The sequence below is a fragment of the Halomonas sp. AOP30-A1-24 genome, from assembly GCF_052378165.1.
GTDB lineage: Bacteria > Pseudomonadota > Gammaproteobacteria > Pseudomonadales > Halomonadaceae > Vreelandella > Vreelandella citrativorans.
In genome coordinates this window covers 18,642-38,112 of the sequence record NZ_JBQSXL010000002.1, presented here as the reverse complement: position 1 = coordinate 38,112, position 19,471 = coordinate 18,642, and the positions used below count along the sequence as shown (strand labels likewise).

At 54.6% G+C, this 19,471-nt stretch carries 20 protein-coding genes; 17 read left to right on the top strand and 3 right to left on the bottom strand.

All coding sequences use genetic code 11. The annotated features are described in order from the left end of the window. The first annotated feature begins 371 nt into the window (after positions 1–371). From ACT3TJ_RS01360 to ACT3TJ_RS01295, 14 genes are all read left to right on the top strand, one after another. Positions 372–1,121 (top strand): electron transfer flavoprotein subunit beta/FixA family protein, encoded by a 750-nt coding sequence (locus ACT3TJ_RS01360; RefSeq protein ID WP_192526376.1) that lies wholly within the window; start codon positions 372–374, stop codon positions 1,119–1,121. A gap of 56 nt (positions 1,122–1,177) precedes the next feature. Beyond that, positions 1,178–2,104: an electron transfer flavoprotein subunit alpha/FixB family protein gene (locus ACT3TJ_RS01355; RefSeq protein WP_172116385.1), complete on the top strand. Its 927-nt coding sequence runs from the start codon at positions 1,178–1,180 to the stop codon at positions 2,102–2,104. Between the two features lie 200 nt (positions 2,105–2,304). Next, positions 2,305–2,916 (top strand): superoxide dismutase, encoded by a 612-nt coding sequence (locus ACT3TJ_RS01350; protein WP_193053757.1) that lies wholly within the window; start codon positions 2,305–2,307, stop codon positions 2,914–2,916. Between the two features lie 252 nt (positions 2,917–3,168). Then, complete coding sequence (nrdH, locus tag ACT3TJ_RS01345) at positions 3,169–3,390, top strand: glutaredoxin-like protein NrdH (protein WP_087109257.1); 222 nt, start codon at positions 3,169–3,171, stop codon at positions 3,388–3,390. A gap of 7 nt (positions 3,391–3,397) precedes the next feature. Then, entirely contained in the window at positions 3,398–3,835 is a 438-nt protein-coding gene (nrdI, locus tag ACT3TJ_RS01340) for a class Ib ribonucleoside-diphosphate reductase assembly flavoprotein NrdI (protein ID WP_192526378.1), read from the top strand. Further along, positions 3,817–6,000, top strand: a complete 2,184-nt coding sequence (nrdE, locus tag ACT3TJ_RS01335; protein ID WP_441677073.1) for a class 1b ribonucleoside-diphosphate reductase subunit alpha — start codon at positions 3,817–3,819, stop codon at positions 5,998–6,000. The genes nrdI and nrdE overlap by 19 nt, the downstream gene beginning before the upstream one ends. An 86-nt stretch (positions 6,001–6,086) precedes the next feature. Beyond that, positions 6,087–7,058, top strand: a complete 972-nt coding sequence (gene nrdF, locus ACT3TJ_RS01330; protein ID WP_087109253.1) for a class 1b ribonucleoside-diphosphate reductase subunit beta — start codon at positions 6,087–6,089, stop codon at positions 7,056–7,058. Positions 7,059–7,096: 38 nt separating this feature from the next. Beyond that, complete coding sequence (locus ACT3TJ_RS01325; protein WP_444621427.1) at positions 7,097–7,510, top strand: NUDIX hydrolase; 414 nt, start codon at positions 7,097–7,099, stop codon at positions 7,508–7,510. Between the two features lie 243 nt (positions 7,511–7,753). After that, entirely contained in the window at positions 7,754–8,539 is a 786-nt protein-coding gene (locus ACT3TJ_RS01320) for a DUF3450 family protein (RefSeq protein ID WP_192526380.1), read from the top strand. Further along, a complete protein-coding gene (locus ACT3TJ_RS01315) occupies positions 8,536–9,900 on the top strand; it encodes a MotA/TolQ/ExbB proton channel family protein (protein WP_444621428.1) in 1,365 nt (454 codons plus the stop codon). Before ACT3TJ_RS01320 ends, ACT3TJ_RS01315 begins: the two co-directional genes overlap by 4 nt. A gap of 1 nt (position 9,901) precedes the next feature. Continuing rightward, a complete protein-coding gene (locus ACT3TJ_RS01310; protein WP_192526382.1) occupies positions 9,902–10,444 on the top strand; it encodes a MotA/TolQ/ExbB proton channel family protein in 543 nt (180 codons plus the stop codon). Continuing rightward, a complete protein-coding gene (locus tag ACT3TJ_RS01305; protein ID WP_172116392.1) occupies positions 10,437–10,844 on the top strand; it encodes an ExbD/TolR family protein in 408 nt (135 codons plus the stop codon). Before ACT3TJ_RS01310 ends, ACT3TJ_RS01305 begins: the two co-directional genes overlap by 8 nt. Continuing rightward, positions 10,841–11,611, top strand: a complete 771-nt coding sequence (locus tag ACT3TJ_RS01300) for an energy transducer TonB (protein ID WP_192526383.1) — start codon at positions 10,841–10,843, stop codon at positions 11,609–11,611. Before ACT3TJ_RS01305 ends, ACT3TJ_RS01300 begins: the two co-directional genes overlap by 4 nt. 4 nt (positions 11,612–11,615) lie before the next feature. After that, entirely contained in the window at positions 11,616–12,680 is a 1,065-nt protein-coding gene (locus ACT3TJ_RS01295; protein ID WP_192526384.1) for a hypothetical protein, read from the top strand. On the opposite strand, the gene xthA is transcribed toward ACT3TJ_RS01295, so the two are convergent. Then, entirely contained in the window at positions 12,673–13,512 is an 840-nt protein-coding gene (gene xthA, locus ACT3TJ_RS01290; protein WP_192526385.1) for an exodeoxyribonuclease III, read from the bottom strand. The two genes, ACT3TJ_RS01295 and xthA, sit on opposite strands and share 8 nt — an antisense overlap. Further along, positions 13,512–13,760, bottom strand: coding sequence for a hypothetical protein (locus ACT3TJ_RS01285; RefSeq protein ID WP_192526386.1), 249 nt, complete (start codon positions 13,758–13,760; stop codon positions 13,512–13,514). The genes xthA and ACT3TJ_RS01285 overlap by 1 nt, the downstream gene beginning before the upstream one ends. 145 nt (positions 13,761–13,905) lie before the next feature. On the opposite strand from ACT3TJ_RS01285, the gene rhlB reads away from it, so the two are divergent. Next, positions 13,906–15,180, top strand: a complete 1,275-nt coding sequence (gene rhlB / locus ACT3TJ_RS01280; RefSeq protein WP_192526387.1) for an ATP-dependent RNA helicase RhlB — start codon at positions 13,906–13,908, stop codon at positions 15,178–15,180. Between the two features lie 5 nt (positions 15,181–15,185). Next, a complete protein-coding gene (gene dinG, locus ACT3TJ_RS01275) occupies positions 15,186–17,315 on the top strand; it encodes an ATP-dependent DNA helicase DinG (protein WP_444621429.1) in 2,130 nt (709 codons plus the stop codon). Positions 17,316–17,375: 60 nt separating this feature from the next. Here dinG and ACT3TJ_RS01270 read toward each other — a convergent pair whose 3' ends face one another. Beyond that, entirely contained in the window at positions 17,376–18,452 is a 1,077-nt protein-coding gene (locus tag ACT3TJ_RS01270; RefSeq protein ID WP_192526389.1) for a 3-deoxy-7-phosphoheptulonate synthase, read from the bottom strand. Between the two features lie 329 nt (positions 18,453–18,781). Here ACT3TJ_RS01270 and rpoE point away from each other — a divergent pair, with 329 nt between their 5' ends. Next, a complete protein-coding gene (gene rpoE, locus ACT3TJ_RS01265; RefSeq protein WP_172116400.1) occupies positions 18,782–19,381 on the top strand; it encodes an RNA polymerase sigma factor RpoE in 600 nt (199 codons plus the stop codon). The last annotated feature ends 90 nt before the right edge of the window (positions 19,382–19,471 follow it).

Here is a 19,471-nt window from a genome sequence, read left to right as displayed (position 1 = left end):
AAGTGCAGTGCCTTATAAAAACACGGCCTTAATATAAAACGGTCGTTTGCTTCTGGTTATGCTCCATGATAGGCATAATACCGTGGTCAGGTCACGCCTACGATGCTAAAAGCGCGTTTCATGCTCAGTGGCCCAAACGTAGCCCTGTTTGGTGATTGTTCGACTATAGCGGTAGCGAATGGGTATTGTTGCCATTGGGCAGGCTGTGGCAAATTAACAAGGTTTTGTAACTGCGTGCCTATCAAACGCTTGCATGAATCTCTTCGGCATCGTCATCGCGTATGGCGAGGCTGACTCTTTTATAAGCGGTGTCCGCTGGGCGGGTGCCGACTTTGGTTAACGGCTTTTGCCACCAGCCAAGCGAGGAACCTATGAAAGTACTCGTCGCGGTTAAACGCGTCATCGACTATAACGTCAAAATCCGCGTCAAAGCAGATCACTCTGACGTTGATCTTACCAATGTCAAAATGGCCATGAATCCCTTCTGCGAAATTGCGGTGGAAGAGGCGGTACGCCTAAAAGAGAAGGGCGTTGCTACTGAAGTGGTGGCCGTCACCGTTGGCCCCAAAGCCGCCCAGGAACAGCTGCGTACCGCGCTGGCGCTGGGTGCTGACCGCGCTATTCACATCGAAACCGACGAGCGAGTTGAGTCGCTAGCAGTTGCCAAGTTGCTGGCCAAGGTGGTTGACGAAGAGCAGCCCGGCTTGGTCATCCTGGGTAAGCAGGCGATCGACACCGACAATAACCAGACGGGCCAGATGCTGGCTGCCTTAACCAACTTGCCGCAAGGCACGTTCGCCTCAGAAGTGGCCATTGATGGTGATACGGTTAACGTTACCCGTGAAATCGATGGCGGCTTGCAGACTGTTGCGCTGACGCTGCCTGCCATTGTGACAACCGATTTGCGCTTGAACGAGCCACGCTACGCCAAGCTGCCGGATATCATGAAGGCTAAAAAGAAACCGATGGACGTCAAAACCCCTGCCGATTACGGCATTGAGGTGGCATCCAGGGTAAGCCTTTTGAAAGTCGAGTCCCCGGCAGAACGTAAAGGCGGTATTAAGGTTGCGTCGGTGGATGAATTGATCGATAAACTAAAAAACGAAGCCAAAGTTCTTTAAGAAAAGTTCTTTGAGATAAGTTCTTCAAGATAAGTGCTTTGAAAGGAGCTGATCTAATGAGCATTTTGGTACTTGCCGATATCAATGACGGCCAACTCGCCAGCGCCACCGCTCACGTGGTAGCTGCCGCCAAAGCCATCGGTGGCGATATTGACGTTCTGGTGGCTGGAGAGGGCGTCCAGGCTGCCGCTGAAGCAGCCGCCAAGCTTGATGGCGTCAGCAAGGTGCGGGTTGCAGATAACGCTGTTTACGCTTACCAACTGGCTGAGCCCATGGGCGCGCTGCTGGTGGAGTTAGCCAGTGGTTACACCCATGTGCTGGCGAGCGCCTCCACAACCGGTAAAAATGTGTTGCCGCGTTTGGCTGCCCTAAAAGATGTTAGCCAGCTTTCCGACGTCATTGGCATTGAGAGCGCTGACACCTTCCTGCGTCCCATTTATGCGGGGAACGCCATCGCCACCGTGAAAAGTGATGATGCGCTGAAAGTAATTACCGTACGCTCCAGCGCGTTTGATGCCGTTGCCAGCAGCGGCAGCGCTACGCTAGAAGCGGTCGATGTGGTGGTTGAAAATACCCAGTCAAGCTTTGTTAAAGAAGAACTTGCACAGTCCGACCGACCCGAGCTGGGTGGCGCCAAAGTGGTTATTTCAGGCGGCCGCGGCATGGGCAATGGCGAGAACTTCAAGCTGCTGGACGGTATCGCCGACAAGCTGGGGGCGGCCGTAGGCGCCTCACGGGCAGCGGTAGATGCAGGCTTTGTTCCTAACGACATGCAGGTCGGGCAAACCGGCAAGATCGTGGCACCTGATCTCTATATTGCCGTAGGTATTTCGGGCGCCATTCAGCATTTGGCGGGCATGAAAGACTCCAAGGTCATTGTCGCGATTAATAAAGACGATGAAGCACCGATCTTTCAAGTAGCGGACTATGGTCTGGTAGGCGATTTGTTCGAGATTCTGCCTGAACTTGAGAGCAAGCTGTAAGGCGTTTCTGGATTGACTTGGTTTACCCAAGCCGGCTTATTAAAAGCCGGCTTTTTTAGGAGAGTAAATTAGATAAACTGCCCGTAGTTGGCTAAAGTACGGGCAATGTGAGAAAGTGCCGCCAAAGCGGTTGAAAAAGGTGTGGGCTGACCACACCTATCATGATGAACGCAACGCAAGCCACTCAAGGAGATGATAATATGGCACATACACTTCCCGAACTGCCGTACGCTTATGACGCACTCGAGCCGCATATTGATGCGATGACCATGGAAATTCACCACTCGCGTCACCACCAAACGTACGTCAATAACCTCAACGCTGCACTTGAGGGCACAGGCCTTGAGGACGTTGCGATTGAAGAGCTCGTCTCAAACCTGGACCGTGTGCCGGAAGCCAAGCGTCAAGCGGTTATTAACAACGGCGGCGGCCATGCCAACCACTCCATGTTCTGGCAAATGATGTCGCCGAACGGTGGTGGTCAGCCTCAGGGCGATGTTGCCAATGCTATTGATAGCGAACTAGGCGGCCTGGACTCCTTCAAGGAAGAGTTCAAAAAGGCAGCCGTAGGTCGTTTTGGTAGCGGCTGGGCATGGCTCTCCGTGACTCCCGCGAAAAAGCTGGTTGTTGAAAATACGCTGAACCAGGATAACCCGTTGATGCACGGCAACACGCCGCTGCTCGTCCTGGATGTATGGGAGCACGCCTACTACCTGAAGTATCAGAACAAGCGTCCTGACTACGTTGCTACGTTCTTCGACGTCGTTAACTGGGAAGACGTAGAGCGTCGCTATCAGGCTGCTATCGCTTAATTTAGCGCTATGTCGGGCAGGATGCCAGCCGCTGGCGCCTGCACAATGCCGCCCCCTCTGTGGGGCGGTTTTTTTGTTTCCAGACCGTAGGCTGGGCATGAGCTGTCAATAACCTGTGGATGAAAAAATACTATATATGCTTGAATTGATTTTCCCATGGTCTATATATAGTATGTGTGATGTCTTCAGAGGGGGGGAGGTACTAGATATGCTCTGCCCGAAAAATACCGCTATGAAAAGGGGAAAATGACCATGGCAATCCAGATTTATAGCAAGCCTGCTTGTGTTCAGTGTACTGCTACCTACCGTGCTCTGGATAAACAGGGTCTAGCGTATACCGTTATTGATATCACCGCTGAGTCAGGTGCCCAGCAAGAAGTAGAAGCCCTTGGCTACCGCCAGCTTCCAGTGGTCGTTGCTGGTGATGATCACTGGTCGGGTTTCCGCCCGGACCGTATCCAAGCGTTGGCGTAAAATTGCTATGTTGGTGGACGCCGCCGCTGCAACACCCCAGGTCGGCAGCCTAATTTATTTCTCCACCAAATCAGGTAACACTCATCGTTTTGTACAAAAACTTGGTCTGGCCGCACAGCGCCTTCCGCTAGGGCGTGATGAACCGACGCTACATGCCACAGCACCTTATATATTAATCACGCCCACCTACGGGGGCGGCGAGGCAAAAGGTGCGGTGCCAGGGCAAGTTATTCGCTTTCTTAACGATGAGCAGAATAGACGCTTTATTCGCGGCGTCATTGCTGCCGGTAACACTAATTTTGGTGATGCGTATGGCCTGGCTGGTCGCGTTATTGCAGAAAAGTGCCGTGTGCCATTGCTGTATCGATTTGAATTCTTTGGCACCGACGATGACGTGGCCAAGGTTCGCAAAGGAGTAGAAGAGTTTTGGAAACGACAAACCTAGTCACGAAAAACCAGGCTGAACCCAAACGGCCGGCTACGGGAGCTTCCGAAGCGCGTACTTTGGATTACCACGCGCTAAACGCGATGCTTAATTTGTACGGTGCCAACGGTGAGCTACAGCTGGATAAAGACCGTGAAGCAGCACGTCAGTACTTCCTGCAACACGTTAACCAGAACACCGTCTTTTTCCACTCGCTGGAAGAAAAGCTCGATTACCTGATGGAAGAGGGCTATTACGAAGCGGAGATGCTCGGCCAATACAGCTTCGCTTTTGTTAAAGCGTTGTTTGAGCAGGCGTATGCCTACAAATTCCGTTTTCCAAGCTTTTTAGGTGCCTTCAAGTACTACACCAGCTATACGCTAAAAACGTTCGACGGTAAGCGCTACCTTGAGCGCTATGAAGACCGCGTATGCATGGTGGCACTGACCCTGGCGCGCGGCGATGAAGCGCTGGCAAAATCCTTGGTTGATGAAATAATCAGTGGTCGTTTCCAGCCAGCGACGCCTACCTTCCTGAACTGCGGCAAGCAGCAGCGTGGTGAGTTGGTATCGTGCTTCTTGCTGCGTATTGAAGACAATATGGAGTCGATCGGTCGCTCGATTAACTCAGCGCTACAGCTTTCCAAGCGGGGCGGCGGTGTTGCCTTTTTGTTGAGCAATATCCGTGAGTCCGGCGCACCCATCAAGCGTATTGAGAATCAGTCGTCGGGTATTATCCCGATCATGAAACTCTTGGAAGACGCCTTCTCCTATGCGAACCAGTTGGGTGCTCGCCAAGGCGCTGGCGCGGTTTATCTGAATGCGCACCACCCCGATATCCTGAGTTTTTTGGATACCAAGCGTGAAAATGCTGACGAGAAAATCCGCATTAAAACGTTGTCGCTGGGCGTGACGATTCCGGATATTACGTTTGAGCTTGCCAAGCGCAATGACGATATGTACCTGTTCTCGCCTTACGACGTTGAGCGCGTTTATGGCGTCCCGTTTGGCGACGTCAGCGTTACCGAGAAATACCATGAGATGGTCGCGGACGCGCGTATCCGTAAGCACAAAATCAATGCGCGGGCGTTCTTCCAGACACTGGCAGAGCTGCAGTTTGAGTCGGGCTATCCGTACATCATGTTTGAAGATACGGTCAACCGGGAGAACCCGATTGCTGGTCGTATCAATATGAGTAACCTGTGTTCGGAAATTCTGCAGGTCAATACACCTACCGAATACGACGATGATCTTGGCTATCGCCAAATGGGTCAGGATATCTCCTGTAACCTGGGATCAATGAACATCGCCAAGGTAATGGACGCCGGCAATATTGGCGAAAGCGTTGAGATCGCCATTCGCGGGTTAACCGCAGTTTCAGAAATGAGCAATCTACGTAGCGTACCCTCTATTGCCGAAGGTAATGCCAAGTCACGCGCTATTGGTCTTGGTCAGATGAACCTGCACGGTTACCTGGCTCGCGAACACATTTATTATGGCTCTGAAGAGGGGTTGGACTTTACCAACCTGTATTTCTACTGCATCGCCTTTCATGCCATCCGCGCGTCGAACCGCTTGGCGATTGAGCATAACGATACGTTTGCAGGCTTTGAAGACTCCAAATATGCAACGGGCGAGTTCTTCGATAAATATACCGACCAGGAGTGGCTGCCACGCACCGATAAAGTACGCGGCCTGTTCGAGCGTAGCGACATCACGCTGCCTACTCAGCAGGACTGGCAGGAGCTCAAGGCCTCGGTAATGGCCCACGGCCTTTATAATCGCAACTTGCAGGCGGTGCCGCCCACGGGCTCTATTTCCTATATTAACCACTCGACCTCAAGTATCCACCCGGTAGCGGCCAGGATCGAGATTCGTAAAGAAGGCAAGCTGGGGCGTGCTTATTACCCTGCGCCGTTCTTGAGCGAGTCCACGTTTGATTACTTCCAGGACGCTTATGAAATTGGCCCTGAGAAGATTATTGATACCTACGCTGAGGCTTCCAAGCACGTTGATCAGGGGCTCTCATTGACGCTGTTCTTCCCGGACACTGCGACAACGCGTGATATCAATAAGGCGCAGATTTACGCGTGGCGAAAAGGTATTAAAACGCTCTATTACATTCGTCTGCGCCAAAGCGCGCTGGAAGGTACTGAAGTGGAAGGCTGTGTTTCCTGCACGCTTTAATACCCGTGCCTGGCAAATTGCCAGCATTTGATATTCTGTACTTGATGCGCCGTATGTAATACGGCGCTTTTAATGAGAGTTATTTCATGACTACCACGCAACGCTTATCGCGGGTGAATGCGATCAACTGGAACCGTCTTCAGGATGACAAGGATCTTGAAGTATGGAATCGCCTGACCAGTAACTTTTGGCTGCCGGAAAAAGTGCCGCTTTCCAACGATATTCAATCGTGGAACACACTGACCCAGCAGGAAAAGCAGCTAACCATTCGCGTGTTTACAGGCCTGACGCTGCTGGATACGATCCAAAGCAGCATTGGTGCTCCGGTGCTAATGGAAAATGCTCGCACACCCCATGAAGAGGCGGTATACACCAATATTGCGTTTATGGAGTCGGTGCATGCGCGCTCGTACAGCTCGATTTTCTCGACGCTATGCGCCACGCGCGATGTGGATGATGCCTTCCGGTGGAGTGAAGAGAATCCCACGCTCCAGGCTAAGTCAGAACTGATTCTGGAGCGCTATCGCTCTGATGACCCGTTGATGCGCCAGGTGGCCAGCGTATTTTTGGAGTCCTTTTTGTTCTATTCGGGCTTCTATCTGCCCATGTACTGGTCCAGTCACGCCAAGCTAACCAACACCGCTGATCTTATTCGTTTGATTATTCGCGATGAAGCGGTACACGGTTACTACATTGGCTACAAATTCCAGCAAGCCTTGGCAGAAGCCACGCCCGAGCGTCAGCAGGAAGTCAAGGATTACGCGTATGAGCTGCTTCTTGAGCTGTATGATAATGAAGTGCGCTACACCGAGTCACTGTATGACGAAGTGGGGCTGTCGGAAGATGTGAAGAAATTTCTTCATTATAACGCCAACAAAGCGCTGATGAACCTGGGCTATGAGCCGCTGTTCCCCAGTAGCGTGACCGACGTTGACCCGACGATTATGGCGGCTCTGTCGCCCAGCGCGAATGAAAACCACGACTTCTTCTCAGGCTCTGGCTCCTCGTATGTTATTGGCAAAGCCATTGCCACTGAAGATGATGACTGGGAGTTTTAATAGTCTCATCCGGTAAGCGGTAAAAAGAGGGAAGGGGCATGCCAGATGTAACGCCAAACACGGCCAGTGTACTGAAAATCGCAGCGGCGGTTGTAAGTGACCTGGATGGTCGACTGCTGCTGGTGCGTAAACAGGGCACCGCTTTCTTTATGCAGCCGGGCGGTAAGATCGATCCGGGTGAAACGGCACTGGCAGCACTATGTCGTGAGCTTAAAGAAGAGCTCGGTTTGCATGTCACTGAAGACCGGCTGCTTCCTTTGGGCGTACAGAAGGCCCCGGCGGCGAATGAGCCTGGCATGACGATTGAAGCGCAGCTCTATGGGCTGGTGATTGATGAGCCGGTAGAGGCGGCCGCTGAAATCGCTGAAGCCAAATGGGTAAGCCGTGAGCAGGCGTGGGAGCTTCCACTCGCGCCGCTAACCAAAGGCTATGTCATAAGGACCGTGTCATAAAGACATGTGTCATGTTGAACGTTTAAGACATCAAGCATCACCATTATAAGCGGGGCGCCATTTGGCGCCCTTTTTTATACCCAAAATAAAGCAAAAAACGTCTTAATGTTAATGATAAATATTGTCATTTATTGAGATGGTGGTAGGCTAACGCGTAGAATTTAAACGCAAATCGTTCTTATACTTAATTGGTTTCTAGTGTGGCTAATGGTAAAGCTCGCTAGGCAGTAACGGAGAGTCGACGTGCTGAACAGGTCTTTCTTTGCCGTGCGTACGTGTTGCTTAGCCTTCGTGCTAGTCAGCGGTGGGCTAATGGCAAGCGATGAAACAGCGGGCCAGGCGGCCCAGAGCGTAGAAGCCCAACAAACCCAGGCGGCCCTGCAGCAGCAAATTGATGCAGCCGATGAAGAGACCCGGGGCGCGCTAGAAGAGTTACGTCGGCTAGAGCGTGAGACTCGCCAAATGGAGGCCACAAACGCGTCGCTAAGTGCGCGTTTGGTAGAAGAAGCCGAACGTCAGCAGCGTTTAAGTACTGCACTGAATACCCTGGAAGAGACACGCGCGGCGCTACCGCTCATCGAGCAGGATATGCAAGCACAGCTAACGCGCTGGATTGAGCAGGATATGCCGTTCTTGCGCGATGAGCGCTTGGCTCGAGTCGTGCACTCTGATGAGGCGCAGAGCAGCAACACCGTTGAGCGGATCAACGGCTTATTAGAAGCATGGCGAGTAGAGCTTGAATACGGCCGTGACATTGATAACTGGCGCGGACGTTTGCAAAGCCCTGAAGGCAATGCTCGGGAAGTAGATTATCTACGCGTCGGTAGAATTGGATTTTACTACCTGACGCCAGACGCTCGGGAAGGCGGTGTTTGGGATGCCGCCAACCATGAATGGCTACCGTTGGATGAGCGAGCACGGCGCGAAGTCCGCAATGGTCTGCGCATCGCCGCTGACCAGCGCACGCCGGATCTATTGAGGTTGCCGCTATCCATTACCGTTGCAGAACAGCAGAGAGGTCAGCCATGAGCGTCAATCGTCAACGTCTGCAACGCCTGGTAAGTGCTGGTTTGTTGGTGGGGCTTGTCGCCGTCAGTTTCGGCGTCTCGGCGCAAAGTGAGCCTGTTTCATCGCTACGCGAAGCACGCCAGGCCGCTGAGGCGCGTGACCAGGAGCGCTTGGCGCGCTTTTTGGAAGATCAGCAAGCGTTAAATGCAGCGCTTGAAGAGGCTCGCGCCGCCCACCAGTCAGCCGAGGAGCAGCGTGAGGCGCTGCAAGCCCAGCAAACCGAGCAGGCTGAGCAGGCCAGTGAGTTAACCGAGCGCCAGAACGAACAGGGTGAAGCGCTTTCCGGCTTGTTGGCCAACCTTGCGCGACACAGTACCGAAGTGCGCAACGCATTGGGTGAAGATAGCTGGTTAACCTTGCAAGAAGAGATACTGCCGCCTCGCCTGGATAACGCGGAAGTGCTTGAACGTCGTCAGCTAGAAAACGTGGTCGACAGCCTGGCAACGCTGGCTGCAAAAACCGGGCAGGTTGAACGTTTGGAGCTTCCGGTCGCGGATTCCAGCGGCATGATCGCGCCCCGTAACGTGGTTCGATTGGGTGACTTCGCCGCGTTTACGGAAAATGCACTACTTCAGCAAGATGGTGACGTCAGTCATTTGGCCGAAGCGCCGCGTACGCCAGACGAAATTCAAAGTGTGCTCGCGGCTTACCATCAGGGAGAAAGCAGGGAATTCCTGATTGACCCCACTCAAGGCCCCGTTTTACAGGCGCTTTCTCAACGTCCTAGCCTGTGGGAGCGTTTCCAGCAGGGCGGGTACGTCGGTTATGTCATCGTCGTGCTGGGGGTGTTGGGTCTGCTGGTGGCGCTGGGGCAATATGCCTACTTGGTGCTACAGAGTCTTCGCGTGCGCCGCCAACGTCAGTCGCTTAATCAGTTGCAGTCGAATAACCCACTAGGCCGCGTGTTGCTTCGCTTTAAAGAGATGGATAAGCACCAAACCCCTGAAGCGTTAGAAGCACGTTTGGATGAAGCGGTACTGGCAGAGTTGCCGCGCATTGAGCGGGGTCAGCCCATTGTTAAGCTATTGGCTGCTATTGCACCGCTGCTGGGGTTGTTAGGTACGGTGACCGGCATGATTGTAACGTTTCAGGCGATTACCGTGTTTGGCACCGGCGATCCGCAGCTCATGGCAGGGGGCATTAGCCAGGCATTGGTCACCACGGTGCTGGGCCTCATTACGGCGGTGCCTTTGCTGTTTGCGCAAACGGCGCTTTCAAGCCGCAGCCGTCACTTAAGCCAGGTGATTGAAGGCGAGGCGAGTGCGACCTTGGCGGATCATTTGGAAGCTCAATCTACTGCTCATGCTACGTCGGTGAATTGATATGCCCACGCTACCTCTCTGGCTTGAACCGGTAGAGCGGTTAGTCGATGCCGGTGGTGCGGTTCTGGTCGTGCTAGCGTTGGTCGCGGTGCTGGTGTTCGGCATGGCGATAGAGCGCTGGTGGTACTACCGCATTACCTGGCGTTCCGCCCGTCGGCAGTTGATTCGTCGCTGGGCGGAGCGACGCGACCACCGCAGCTGGAGCGCGCGCACGCTACGCCACGTGTGGGCAGAAGCATTGGTGGCCAGGCTTCGTCGTCCGCTGCCCTGGTTAAAACTGCTGGTCGCGCTCTGCCCCTTGCTGGGCCTGCTGGGTACTGTTACCGGCATGATTACCGTATTTGATAGTCTCTCGATGAGTGATACGCATCAAGCGCGCGCGATGGCTGATGGCGTGGCGCGTGCAACGCTGCCTACGTTAACCGGTATGGCGATTGCGGTCGTGGGGCTTCTGTTTATTAGTCGTTTAGAGCACGTGATTCGTCGAGAAGATCAGCGGTTGCATGACCGGCTGGCACGTGCCTTGGAGGAGAGTGATGCGTAGACGCCGTTCAATGGACGCAAACGCAGAAAGCAATGAAGTCAACCTGACGCCCATGCTCGATGTGGTGTTCATTATGCTGATCTTCTTTATCGTAACGACCAGCTTCATTAAAGAGAGCGGTATCGAGATTGAACGCCCGGAATCGAGTGCGGCGAGTCCACGCCCGGAAGCGCAGGTGCTGGTGGCTATTACACCTGAAGGTGCTGTCTGGGTGGACGGTAAGCCAGTGGATGTCCATCACGTAGGGCGGGAAGTGGCCGGTATGTTGACCGAGCAAGGGTCTGCCGTGATCCAGGCGGACCGGGCATCGACGACCGGGCTGCTCATTGAAGTTATGGATCGCCTTAAAGAGGCCGGGGTAGAGCAGGTGGCCGTCGCTGCGAGCCGGAGTGCGCCATGATGCGTCATGCGGTGTCCTTTCTGGTGGGAATTACGCTGGCAGTGGGTCTGTTTTGGCTGCTGGCACTACTGGTAACGCCGCCAGAAAGCGAGCCTGAAACGCCGATAATGACCATGACCATGAATATGGTGGAAGCGCCAGAAGTGGCGCCTGAGCAAGAGGCGCCAGCGCCACAGCCTGCGCAAGCCACGCCTCAGCAGGCGCCGCCGCCCATGCCGACACCCGAGCCGCCTCCGGTAACCGATAGTGCTATTACGCTGCCTGATGTAGAGCTACCTGACGTACCCGTCGAGCCGGTGGAGATGGAGGATGAGCTGCCGGAGTTAACGGAAATAGCGCCCGAGCCTCAACCCGAGCCTCAGCCCGCACCGCAGCCGGAACCTGCACCTGAGCCATCCCCAGAGCCGCCGACGGAAGCAGCGCCAGTAGCGACGCCCACGGAGGCACCCGCTCAGCGTGAAGCGGCCCCGGTAGCCGAAGCGCCGCCTTCCAACGAGCCAGTAAGTGTCGGGCAGGTGGCGCCTACCAATCGTGTTAACCCTAATTATCCACCGCGCGCGCAGCGCAGAGGTATGGAAGGGTTCGTTGAGGTGGAATTTATTATTCGTCGCGATGGTAGCGTTGACCGGTCCTCCGTTCGAGTAACGAATTCTCAGCCACGGCGTGTATTTGATGACGCCGCCCAAAAGGCTATTGGGCAGTGGCAGTTTGCCAGCAGCCAGCAGATCCGGCGTGCCACACAGCGCATAGAGTTTCAATTGAGGTAACGGAATGCAGCGTTTAGCATGGATTCTAATGTTCAGTGTTTGGGCTTCTGCCGCTCAGGCCGATGCACCGCTTTCGGGTGACATCATTCGTGATTTGAAAACGCAGCAAGAGCAGTTGCAAAGTGGTGCGTTTGAGACCGTGGCTGAACGCGCCACCGCCCAGGCGAATCGATTGGCTGGAGGAAATGTTTCTGACCGTTGGGCCAGTGCGCTCTACCATCAGCTGGCGGCAAGCGCTTTGGCTCGCCAGGAAAAGCCTGCTCAGGCCGCTGATCATCTCGCATTGGCGCGTCAGACCAGCGGTGTGGGTGCAGAGCAGGCAGCGCGTTGGTTGCGTGAAGAAGCGTCGCTGCGACGTGTGGCGGGGCAAAATGAGCAGGCCATTGATTTATTGAGCGAATGGCTAGAGAACGAGCAGGATATCGCCGCGCTATGGCAGTTGGTGCGTTTGATGGCGCAAGAGGCGCAATGGGATGCTGCCGCTGAGCAGCTGAATCAGGCCGTTGAGCAAACACAAGCGCTTGATGAGAGCCAGCAAGCGCTGGCGCTTGCCGTACTACGACATTCAGGGCAAAGCGAACAGGCGCTTGGCTGGTTGGTTGAAGGCCTGGGCCCACAAAGCGATAGAGACGCGTGGCAGCAGGCAGCGGGGCTTGCCCAGCAGGCAGGCCAGCCAGGCGTTGCCGCTGGCTTGTGGGAAATGGCGTGGCAGTTGGGCAAGCTGGAAACAAAGGATGACTTTTGGCTACTGGTTCAGCTGCATCGAAGCGGAGGAACGCCTGCGCGGGCCGCAGAGCATGTGGAAAATGCCTTGGCGAAGGGGGAGCTTGAGCGAGATGAGCACTCGTTACGCTTGCTCGCCACGTCCTGGCAGCAGGCCAAGCACGTCGATAATGCGCTAAGTGCCTGGCAAACATTGGCTGAATATACCCAAGCGGCCAAGGACTGGCGCCAATATGGGCAGTTGGCTTATGCCTGGGGAAATGAAGAGCAGGCCGAGCAGGCGCTTTTCCAGGCAGCTGAGTTGGGCGATGAAGAAGCCAGCCAGTGGCTGGCCAATTTCAATTAACGTCAGAAGGACTGAGCGTAACCGCAAAATCGCTCCAGGTCGGTGCATGGTCGGAGGGGCGTTCCATCGCGCGCAGCTCATAATCGATCCCCGCTGCCTGAACGCAGTCGGCAAGCGGCTGTGTTACTAGAATATAGTCGATCCGTAGGCCACGTTTGGGCTCGCGGTCAAAGCCTTTGGAACGATAATCAAACCAACTGAACCACTCATTGTTCTCTGGGTAGCAAAGGCGATAGCTGTCGGTTAGTCCCCAGGCTTTGATGCCCGCCAGCCATTCGCGCTCAATCGGCTGAAAACTTGCTTTGCCTTCACGCAGCCAGCGCTTGCGGCTTGCCTCGCCAATGCCGATATCCTGATCTTCAGGTGAAATGTTAAAATCACCCATAATCGCTAGACGCTCGTCCGCACGGTAATGTTCGTTGAGCAGACTTGTGAGTTGGCGGTAAAAGTGCGCTTTATGGGGAAATTTCGTCGGATGGCTAACGTTTTCACCCTGTGGGAAGTAGCCGTTCCAAACGGTGACTGATTCGCCGTCGTCAGCCAGCAAGCGTACGCCAATCATGCGCCGCTGCGCTTCTTCGCCATCATCGGGAAAGCCATAAAAGATGTCCTGGGGCTTTTGGCGGCACATTAACGCCACCCCATAGTGGCCTTTTTGCCCATGGTAATAGACGTGATAGCCCATGGCCTCTACATCGGCCAGGGGGAACTCGCTGTCCTGTACTTTGGTTTCCTGCAGGCCTATAACGTCAGGCTGCTGGGTATCAATCAAGGCCTGCAACTGATGAAGCCGAGCGCGGATGCCGTTGATGTTGAAAGAAACCAATCGCATTACGATTTATCCTCTGGCGTATGATCCGTCTCTTTGTCAGGATGGATGGCGATACTTTGGCCCTCCTGTTGGCGCGCCAGCTTGCGCTCTGCCTGAAGTTTACGCTGCTGCTGCTTTTTGGCGACAAAACGGCGTGAAGAGGTCACCTGGTCGGGGTTATCATGGCGCCACTGTTTATAGTCTTTGCGGCGCCCGGTGCGAATCGTCACCTTGTCAGCCAAAGAACGTGTTTTTTTCTTACGCGTCATGTCGCGCTCCTTATGTCGAATTAAGCCATATTCTAACAGGCTCTGGCCTACCTTCGACAGCAGGACGCGCTCTTAGCGCCAACCCCTGATACAATACGCGCTTCGTGATGCCTAACATTCACAGTAATGGACAGATACATAGCCTATGAGCGAGTCGGAACAGACCATAGCATCGGCCCAGAACCGCAAGCCGAAACGTCGCCGTCGGAAACCGCGTCGCCGCCAGTCTAGCTGGGATCTTCGTCAGTTTCAGGTGCCTGCCGTGGCTGGCAAGTGGCGCTTTCATGACTTTGATCTGCCGCTACCGTTGATGCGCGCCATTCATGCCCAAGGGTTTGAATACTGCACACCGATCCAGGCTGAAGCGCTACGTGCAACGCTGCTGGGTGGCGATATAGTGGGTAAAGCGCAAACCGGTACCGGCAAGACGGCTGCATTTTTGATCTCGGTAATGGCGTACTTCCTTGAAGAGCCTGCACCGGATGGTCAAAAGCCCGGTGCGCCGCGAGCACTGATTATTGCGCCTACGCGTGAGTTGGCCCTGCAAATCGAAAAAGACGCCAAGGCGCTTGCTCGCTTTACGCAGTTGAACGTGGCCAGCGTTGTTGGTGGGATGGACTATCAAAAGCAGCGCGAAAGTTTGGGCAAAAAGATTGATATCCTGGTCGCAACGCCAGGCCGCTTGCTGGATTTCCATCAAAAGCGCGATATCGACCTTTCTGAAGTGGAAGTGCTGGTATTGGATGAAGCCGACCGTATGCTGTCGATGGGCTTTATTCCTGACGTAAAGCGTATTATTCGCTACACGCCGAAGACAGAAGAGCGCCAGACGTTCCTGTTTTCTGCCACCTTTACCGACGATATTCTCAATCTGGCCAATCAGTGGACGGTTAACCCAGCCCACGTTGAGATTGAAGTCACGGTTGAAAACCAGGCGGATATTGACCAGCGTGTTTATCTCGTCTCGGACGACGATAAGCAGCGCCTGCTGGTAAACCTGCTTGAGCAAGAGAGCTTTGAGCGTGTGATGGTATTCGGTAATCGCCGCGATTTGGTTCGTAAGCTGGATGACCTGCTGAAAAAAGCCGGTATCAGTGCGGCCATGCTGTCGGGTGACGTACCGCAAAGCCAGCGCATCACTACGCTTGAGCGTTTCCGCGAAGGTGATATTCAAGTACTGGTTGCTACGGATGTGGCAGGCCGCGGAATTCACATTGAAGACGTAAGCCACGTCATCAACTACACGCTGCCTGAAGACCCGGAAGACTACGTTCACCGTATTGGTCGTACCGGTCGTGCAGGCGCCAAAGGCGTTTCCATCAGCTTTGTGGGCGAAGAAGATGCCTTCTCATTGCCTGAGATCGAACGCTATATCAACGGCAAACTGCCCTGCGAACATCCGCCGGAAGGTATGCTGTAAAGCACATGCTTGATGATGCCCTAAAAAGCGATATTCAGGACGCTTATCGTCGCGTGGTGGAAAAGCTTGAGCTGACGCCACGCTACGGGCAGCGCCTGATGATTGCTGAGATTGCCCGCACGTTAGGGGATATCGAAAGCGATAGCGAAGGCAAGCGCACCAGCGACAGCCATGTCTGTGTGCTGGAGGCGGGCACCGGCACCGGCAAAACGCTGGCGTATCTGATCGCTGCATTACCCATTGCGAAAGCGCGTGGTAAGCGGCTGGTCATTTCGACCGCTACGGTTGCTTTGCAAGAGCAAGTGCTGAATCAAGACCTGCCCGCGCTTGCCAGCCATAGCGGTATTGCCTTTCGTTACGCGCTGGCCAAAGGTCGCGGCCGGTATGTGTGTGTGGCCAAGCTGGACCAGGTAATGGAAGGCGCTGAGCCTAACCCGACGCTTTCGCTATTCGAGCAGTCGCTGCAAACCGAAAGCAGCGATTTTACCGTGCTTGCCACTGATATGACGGACGCCTATGGGCAGGGTAAGTGGGAGGGCGGCCGCGATAACTGGCCCACCACCATTGATGATGCCCACTGGCGGCGGCTAACGGTAGACCACCGCCAATGCACCGGTAGGCGCTGTGGCCACTTTGGCGCCTGTGCTTTTTTTCGCTCGCGTCGTGATCTTGAAAATGCGGATGTTATCGTTGCCAACCATGACCTGGTGCTGGCGGATTTGGCGCTGGGAGGTGGGGCGATTTTGCCGGATCCTGCCGACTGCATTTTTGTCTTTGATGAAGGCCATCACCTGCCTGATAAGGCGCTTTCGCATTTCGCCCACCGGTTTGCCGTACACGGCTGTGTGCGTTGGTTAAACACGCTTAAAAGCAGTTTGACCGACCTGAATCAGGCGTTGGCGGTGCAGCCCACCATCGCGCGCTTACTGGCAAGCCTGCCCGAGGCCATCCATGGCCTGGAACCTGTACTAGGCGATGTGTTTAGCGTAGGGCACCAGCTGGCAGGGCGGCCCAATGGGCTGTCCGATGAAGAAAACACACTGCAATCGCGGTTTGAAAAAGGCCAGGTGCCTGATGCGCTGCGTGAACAGGCGCAGCAGCTACTGGTGATGTTTGCCACGCTCTCGCGCTGTCTGGAAAGCATCAGCGAGATTCTGCGTGAAAGCCTTGATCCTGATAAGCAGACCGGGCTTGATCGCGAACAAGCGGAAAGCTGGTTGCCACTGGTCGCCCTGCTGCATGGCCGCGCCCTGGAAGCCCACGCCTTATGGCAAGCGTTTAGTGAACAGGATGCCCCTAACGCGCCGCCAAGTGCTCGGTGGCTTACGCTAAGTCGGGTGGCGGGTGAGCCTGAGATTGAGTTTTCTGCAAGCCCTGTATCAGCGGCCCATACGCTTGCCAAGCATTTGTGGGGGCGCTGCCATGGCGCAGTGGTCACCTCGGCAACGCTGACGGCACTGGGTCGATTTGAACGCATTCAGGAGCGTGCCGGGTTGGCTAATCGGTACCGCTACCAGGCGTTGCCCAGCCCGTTTGATTATGCCAATGCGGTGCTGCGTGTGCCAAAGGAGGCGACGGACCCGGGTGATCGCGATGCACATGAAAATGCGATCGCTCAGTTTGTCACGCAATTGACCGAGAAGGAGGCGGCCCTGGTGCTGTTTTCTTCTCGTGCGCAGCTTCGCGCGGTAGAGAAAAGCCTGCCAGCGGCCATCAGAGAGCGGGTGCTTGCCCAGGATGCGCTGCCCAAAAGAGAGTTAATTGAGCGGCACCGCGCGGCGGTCGACAAGGGCAAAGGCAGTATTATTTTCGGACTAGCCAGTTTTGCTGAAGGGATTGATCTGCCTGGTGACTATTTGACCCACGTGGTGATCACGCGGCTGCCGTTTTCAGTGCCGGATGACCCGGTAGGGGCGACGCTTGCCGAATGGATCGAGAGCCAGGGCGGGAACTCGTTTATGCGCATTAGCGTGCCGGATGCCTCGATTAAACTGGTGCAGGCCTGTGGGCGACTGATTCGTAAAGAGAGCGACCAGGGGGTCATTACGTTGTTGGACAAGCGTGTGATTACCCGGCGCTACGGTCAGGCGCTACTGGATGCTTTACCACCATTCAGGCGCGAGATTCATCCATAAGTCATCTGTCATCCTCCCGCTATGGCTGACGCCATAGCGGGGCATGTGCGTGCGGTCGGGTTACTGCGCAATGCGCTTGGCAAGTACCGGTGCCAGCTTGTCGTTCATGCGGGTAAACGTTTCTACCGTCGTATCCCAGTCGATGCAGGCATCCGTAATGGAAACACCGTACTGCAGTTGGCTTAGGTCTGCGGGAACTTTTTGATTGCCCCAGCCGATATTGGATTCCACCATCAGGCCGATGATAGAGGTGTTGCCTTCAAGAATCTGGTTGGTCACGTTCTCCAATACCAACGGCTGTAAGGCCGCGTCTTTATTAGAGTTGGCGTGAGAACAGTCGATCATGATATTGGCAGAAAGGTTGGCTTTCTTAAGCTCTTTTTCAGCCAGCGTCACGCTAACACTGTCGTAATTGGGTTTGCCGTTACCGCCCCGTAGAACGACGTGGCCGTATGCGTTACCTCGGGTGCGAATAATGGCTACTTGACCGGCTGGGTTAATGCCCAGGAAGTTATGCGGGCTCGCCACGGACTGCAGCGCATTGATAGCGACGTCCAGGCTGCCATCGGTACCGTTTTTAAAACCGACCGGTGAGGAGAGGCCTGAGGCCATTTCGCGGTGGGTTTGTGACTCAGTGGTACGTGCACCAATCGCTGACCAACTGATACAGTCTTGCAGATATTGAGGCGAAATGGGGTCGAGTGCTTCGGTCGCCAGCGGCAAACCAATGTCCGCCAGGTCGACCAGCAGCTTGCGCGCAATATGCAGGCCTTCATCAATCTCAAAGGAGTCGTTGAGGTGCGGGTCGTTGATAAGGCCTTTCCAGCCGACCGTTGTGCGAGGCTTTTCAAAATACACGCGCATCACGATATAAAGACTATCGCTGACCTGGTCGGCCAGTTTGCGCAAGCGGCGGGCGTAATCCAGCGCTGCGTCTACATCGTGGATAGAGCAGGGGCCGACGACAACTAACAGGCGTGGATCTTTACCATCCAGAATATTCTGAATGGTTTGACGCCCTTCAATGACCGTACGTTCAGCGGTATCGGTAAGAGGAACCGCCCGCTTGAGTGCGTCGGGTGTGGTGAGGACATCCTGGGCGAGGACGTTAAGGTTATGGACCTGTTGTTCTGACATCTAGCTACCTATGCGTGCGCAGTGAGCGAAAAATAACGCCTACTATGGCGTGTCAGGGTGGTAAAAATCAATTCTTGAGGAACTTGAAAGCGTTGAGCAGTGTCAGCTTCAAGATTTTGCAAGTAGTGTGTAAGCGCTTGATGCCTCGTACAGAACGCGTAACACTTAGCGTTATGAATCATAAACACAGCGGCATATTGGTCGCCGCTGTCATCATTGTCATTAATTAATGCCCAAGGGACGCTATGCTGCTTGCTGTGAAGGCCCGCTCAAAAGGGGTGGCAGAAATAGGGCTCGACGCATGTCGTACGAGCTGGAGGGGCGTGTGAATGGGCACTCGGGAAACGGATCAACAGCTTGTCGAACGTGCCCAAAAAGGTGATACGCGCGCGTTTGATCTGCTGGTAAAAAAATACCAGCATAAAATTATTGGTTTGATCGGTCGCTACGTACACGATCACTCTGAGGTCCAGGACGTGGCCCAGGAAGCGTTTATCAAAGCCTATCGAGCGCTTGGTAAGTTTCGTGCTGAAAGTGCTTTCTATACCTGGATGTATCGCATTGCTATCAATACGGCTAAAAACCATCTGGTATCTCGGGGCCGACGGCCACCTGGTAGCGACCTGGACATTGTGGATGCAGAGCTTGTCGACCAGAGTGGCCGATTGGCAGATGCCGAGTCGCCAGAAGCTGCTATTGCACGTGATCAACTTGAAGCCGCCGTTTTTGAGGCGATTGAAAAGCTACCGGACGATCTACGTACGGCCATTACGCTGCGCGAACTGGACGGCCTTGCCTACGAAGATATTGCTCAGGTAATGCAGTGCCCAGTGGGGACTGTGCGTTCGCGGATTTTTCGCGCGCGTGAAGCGGTGGATGAACACATTCGACCGTTAGTGACGACTGCACGGAACAGTCGCGACGAATAGTGGTCGATAGAACTGAATAAACACAGTGCTGCTGGAAGTTGCAGGTAAAAGTTGCAGGTAACGGTCAGGACACAGAAAATTACGTTTTTC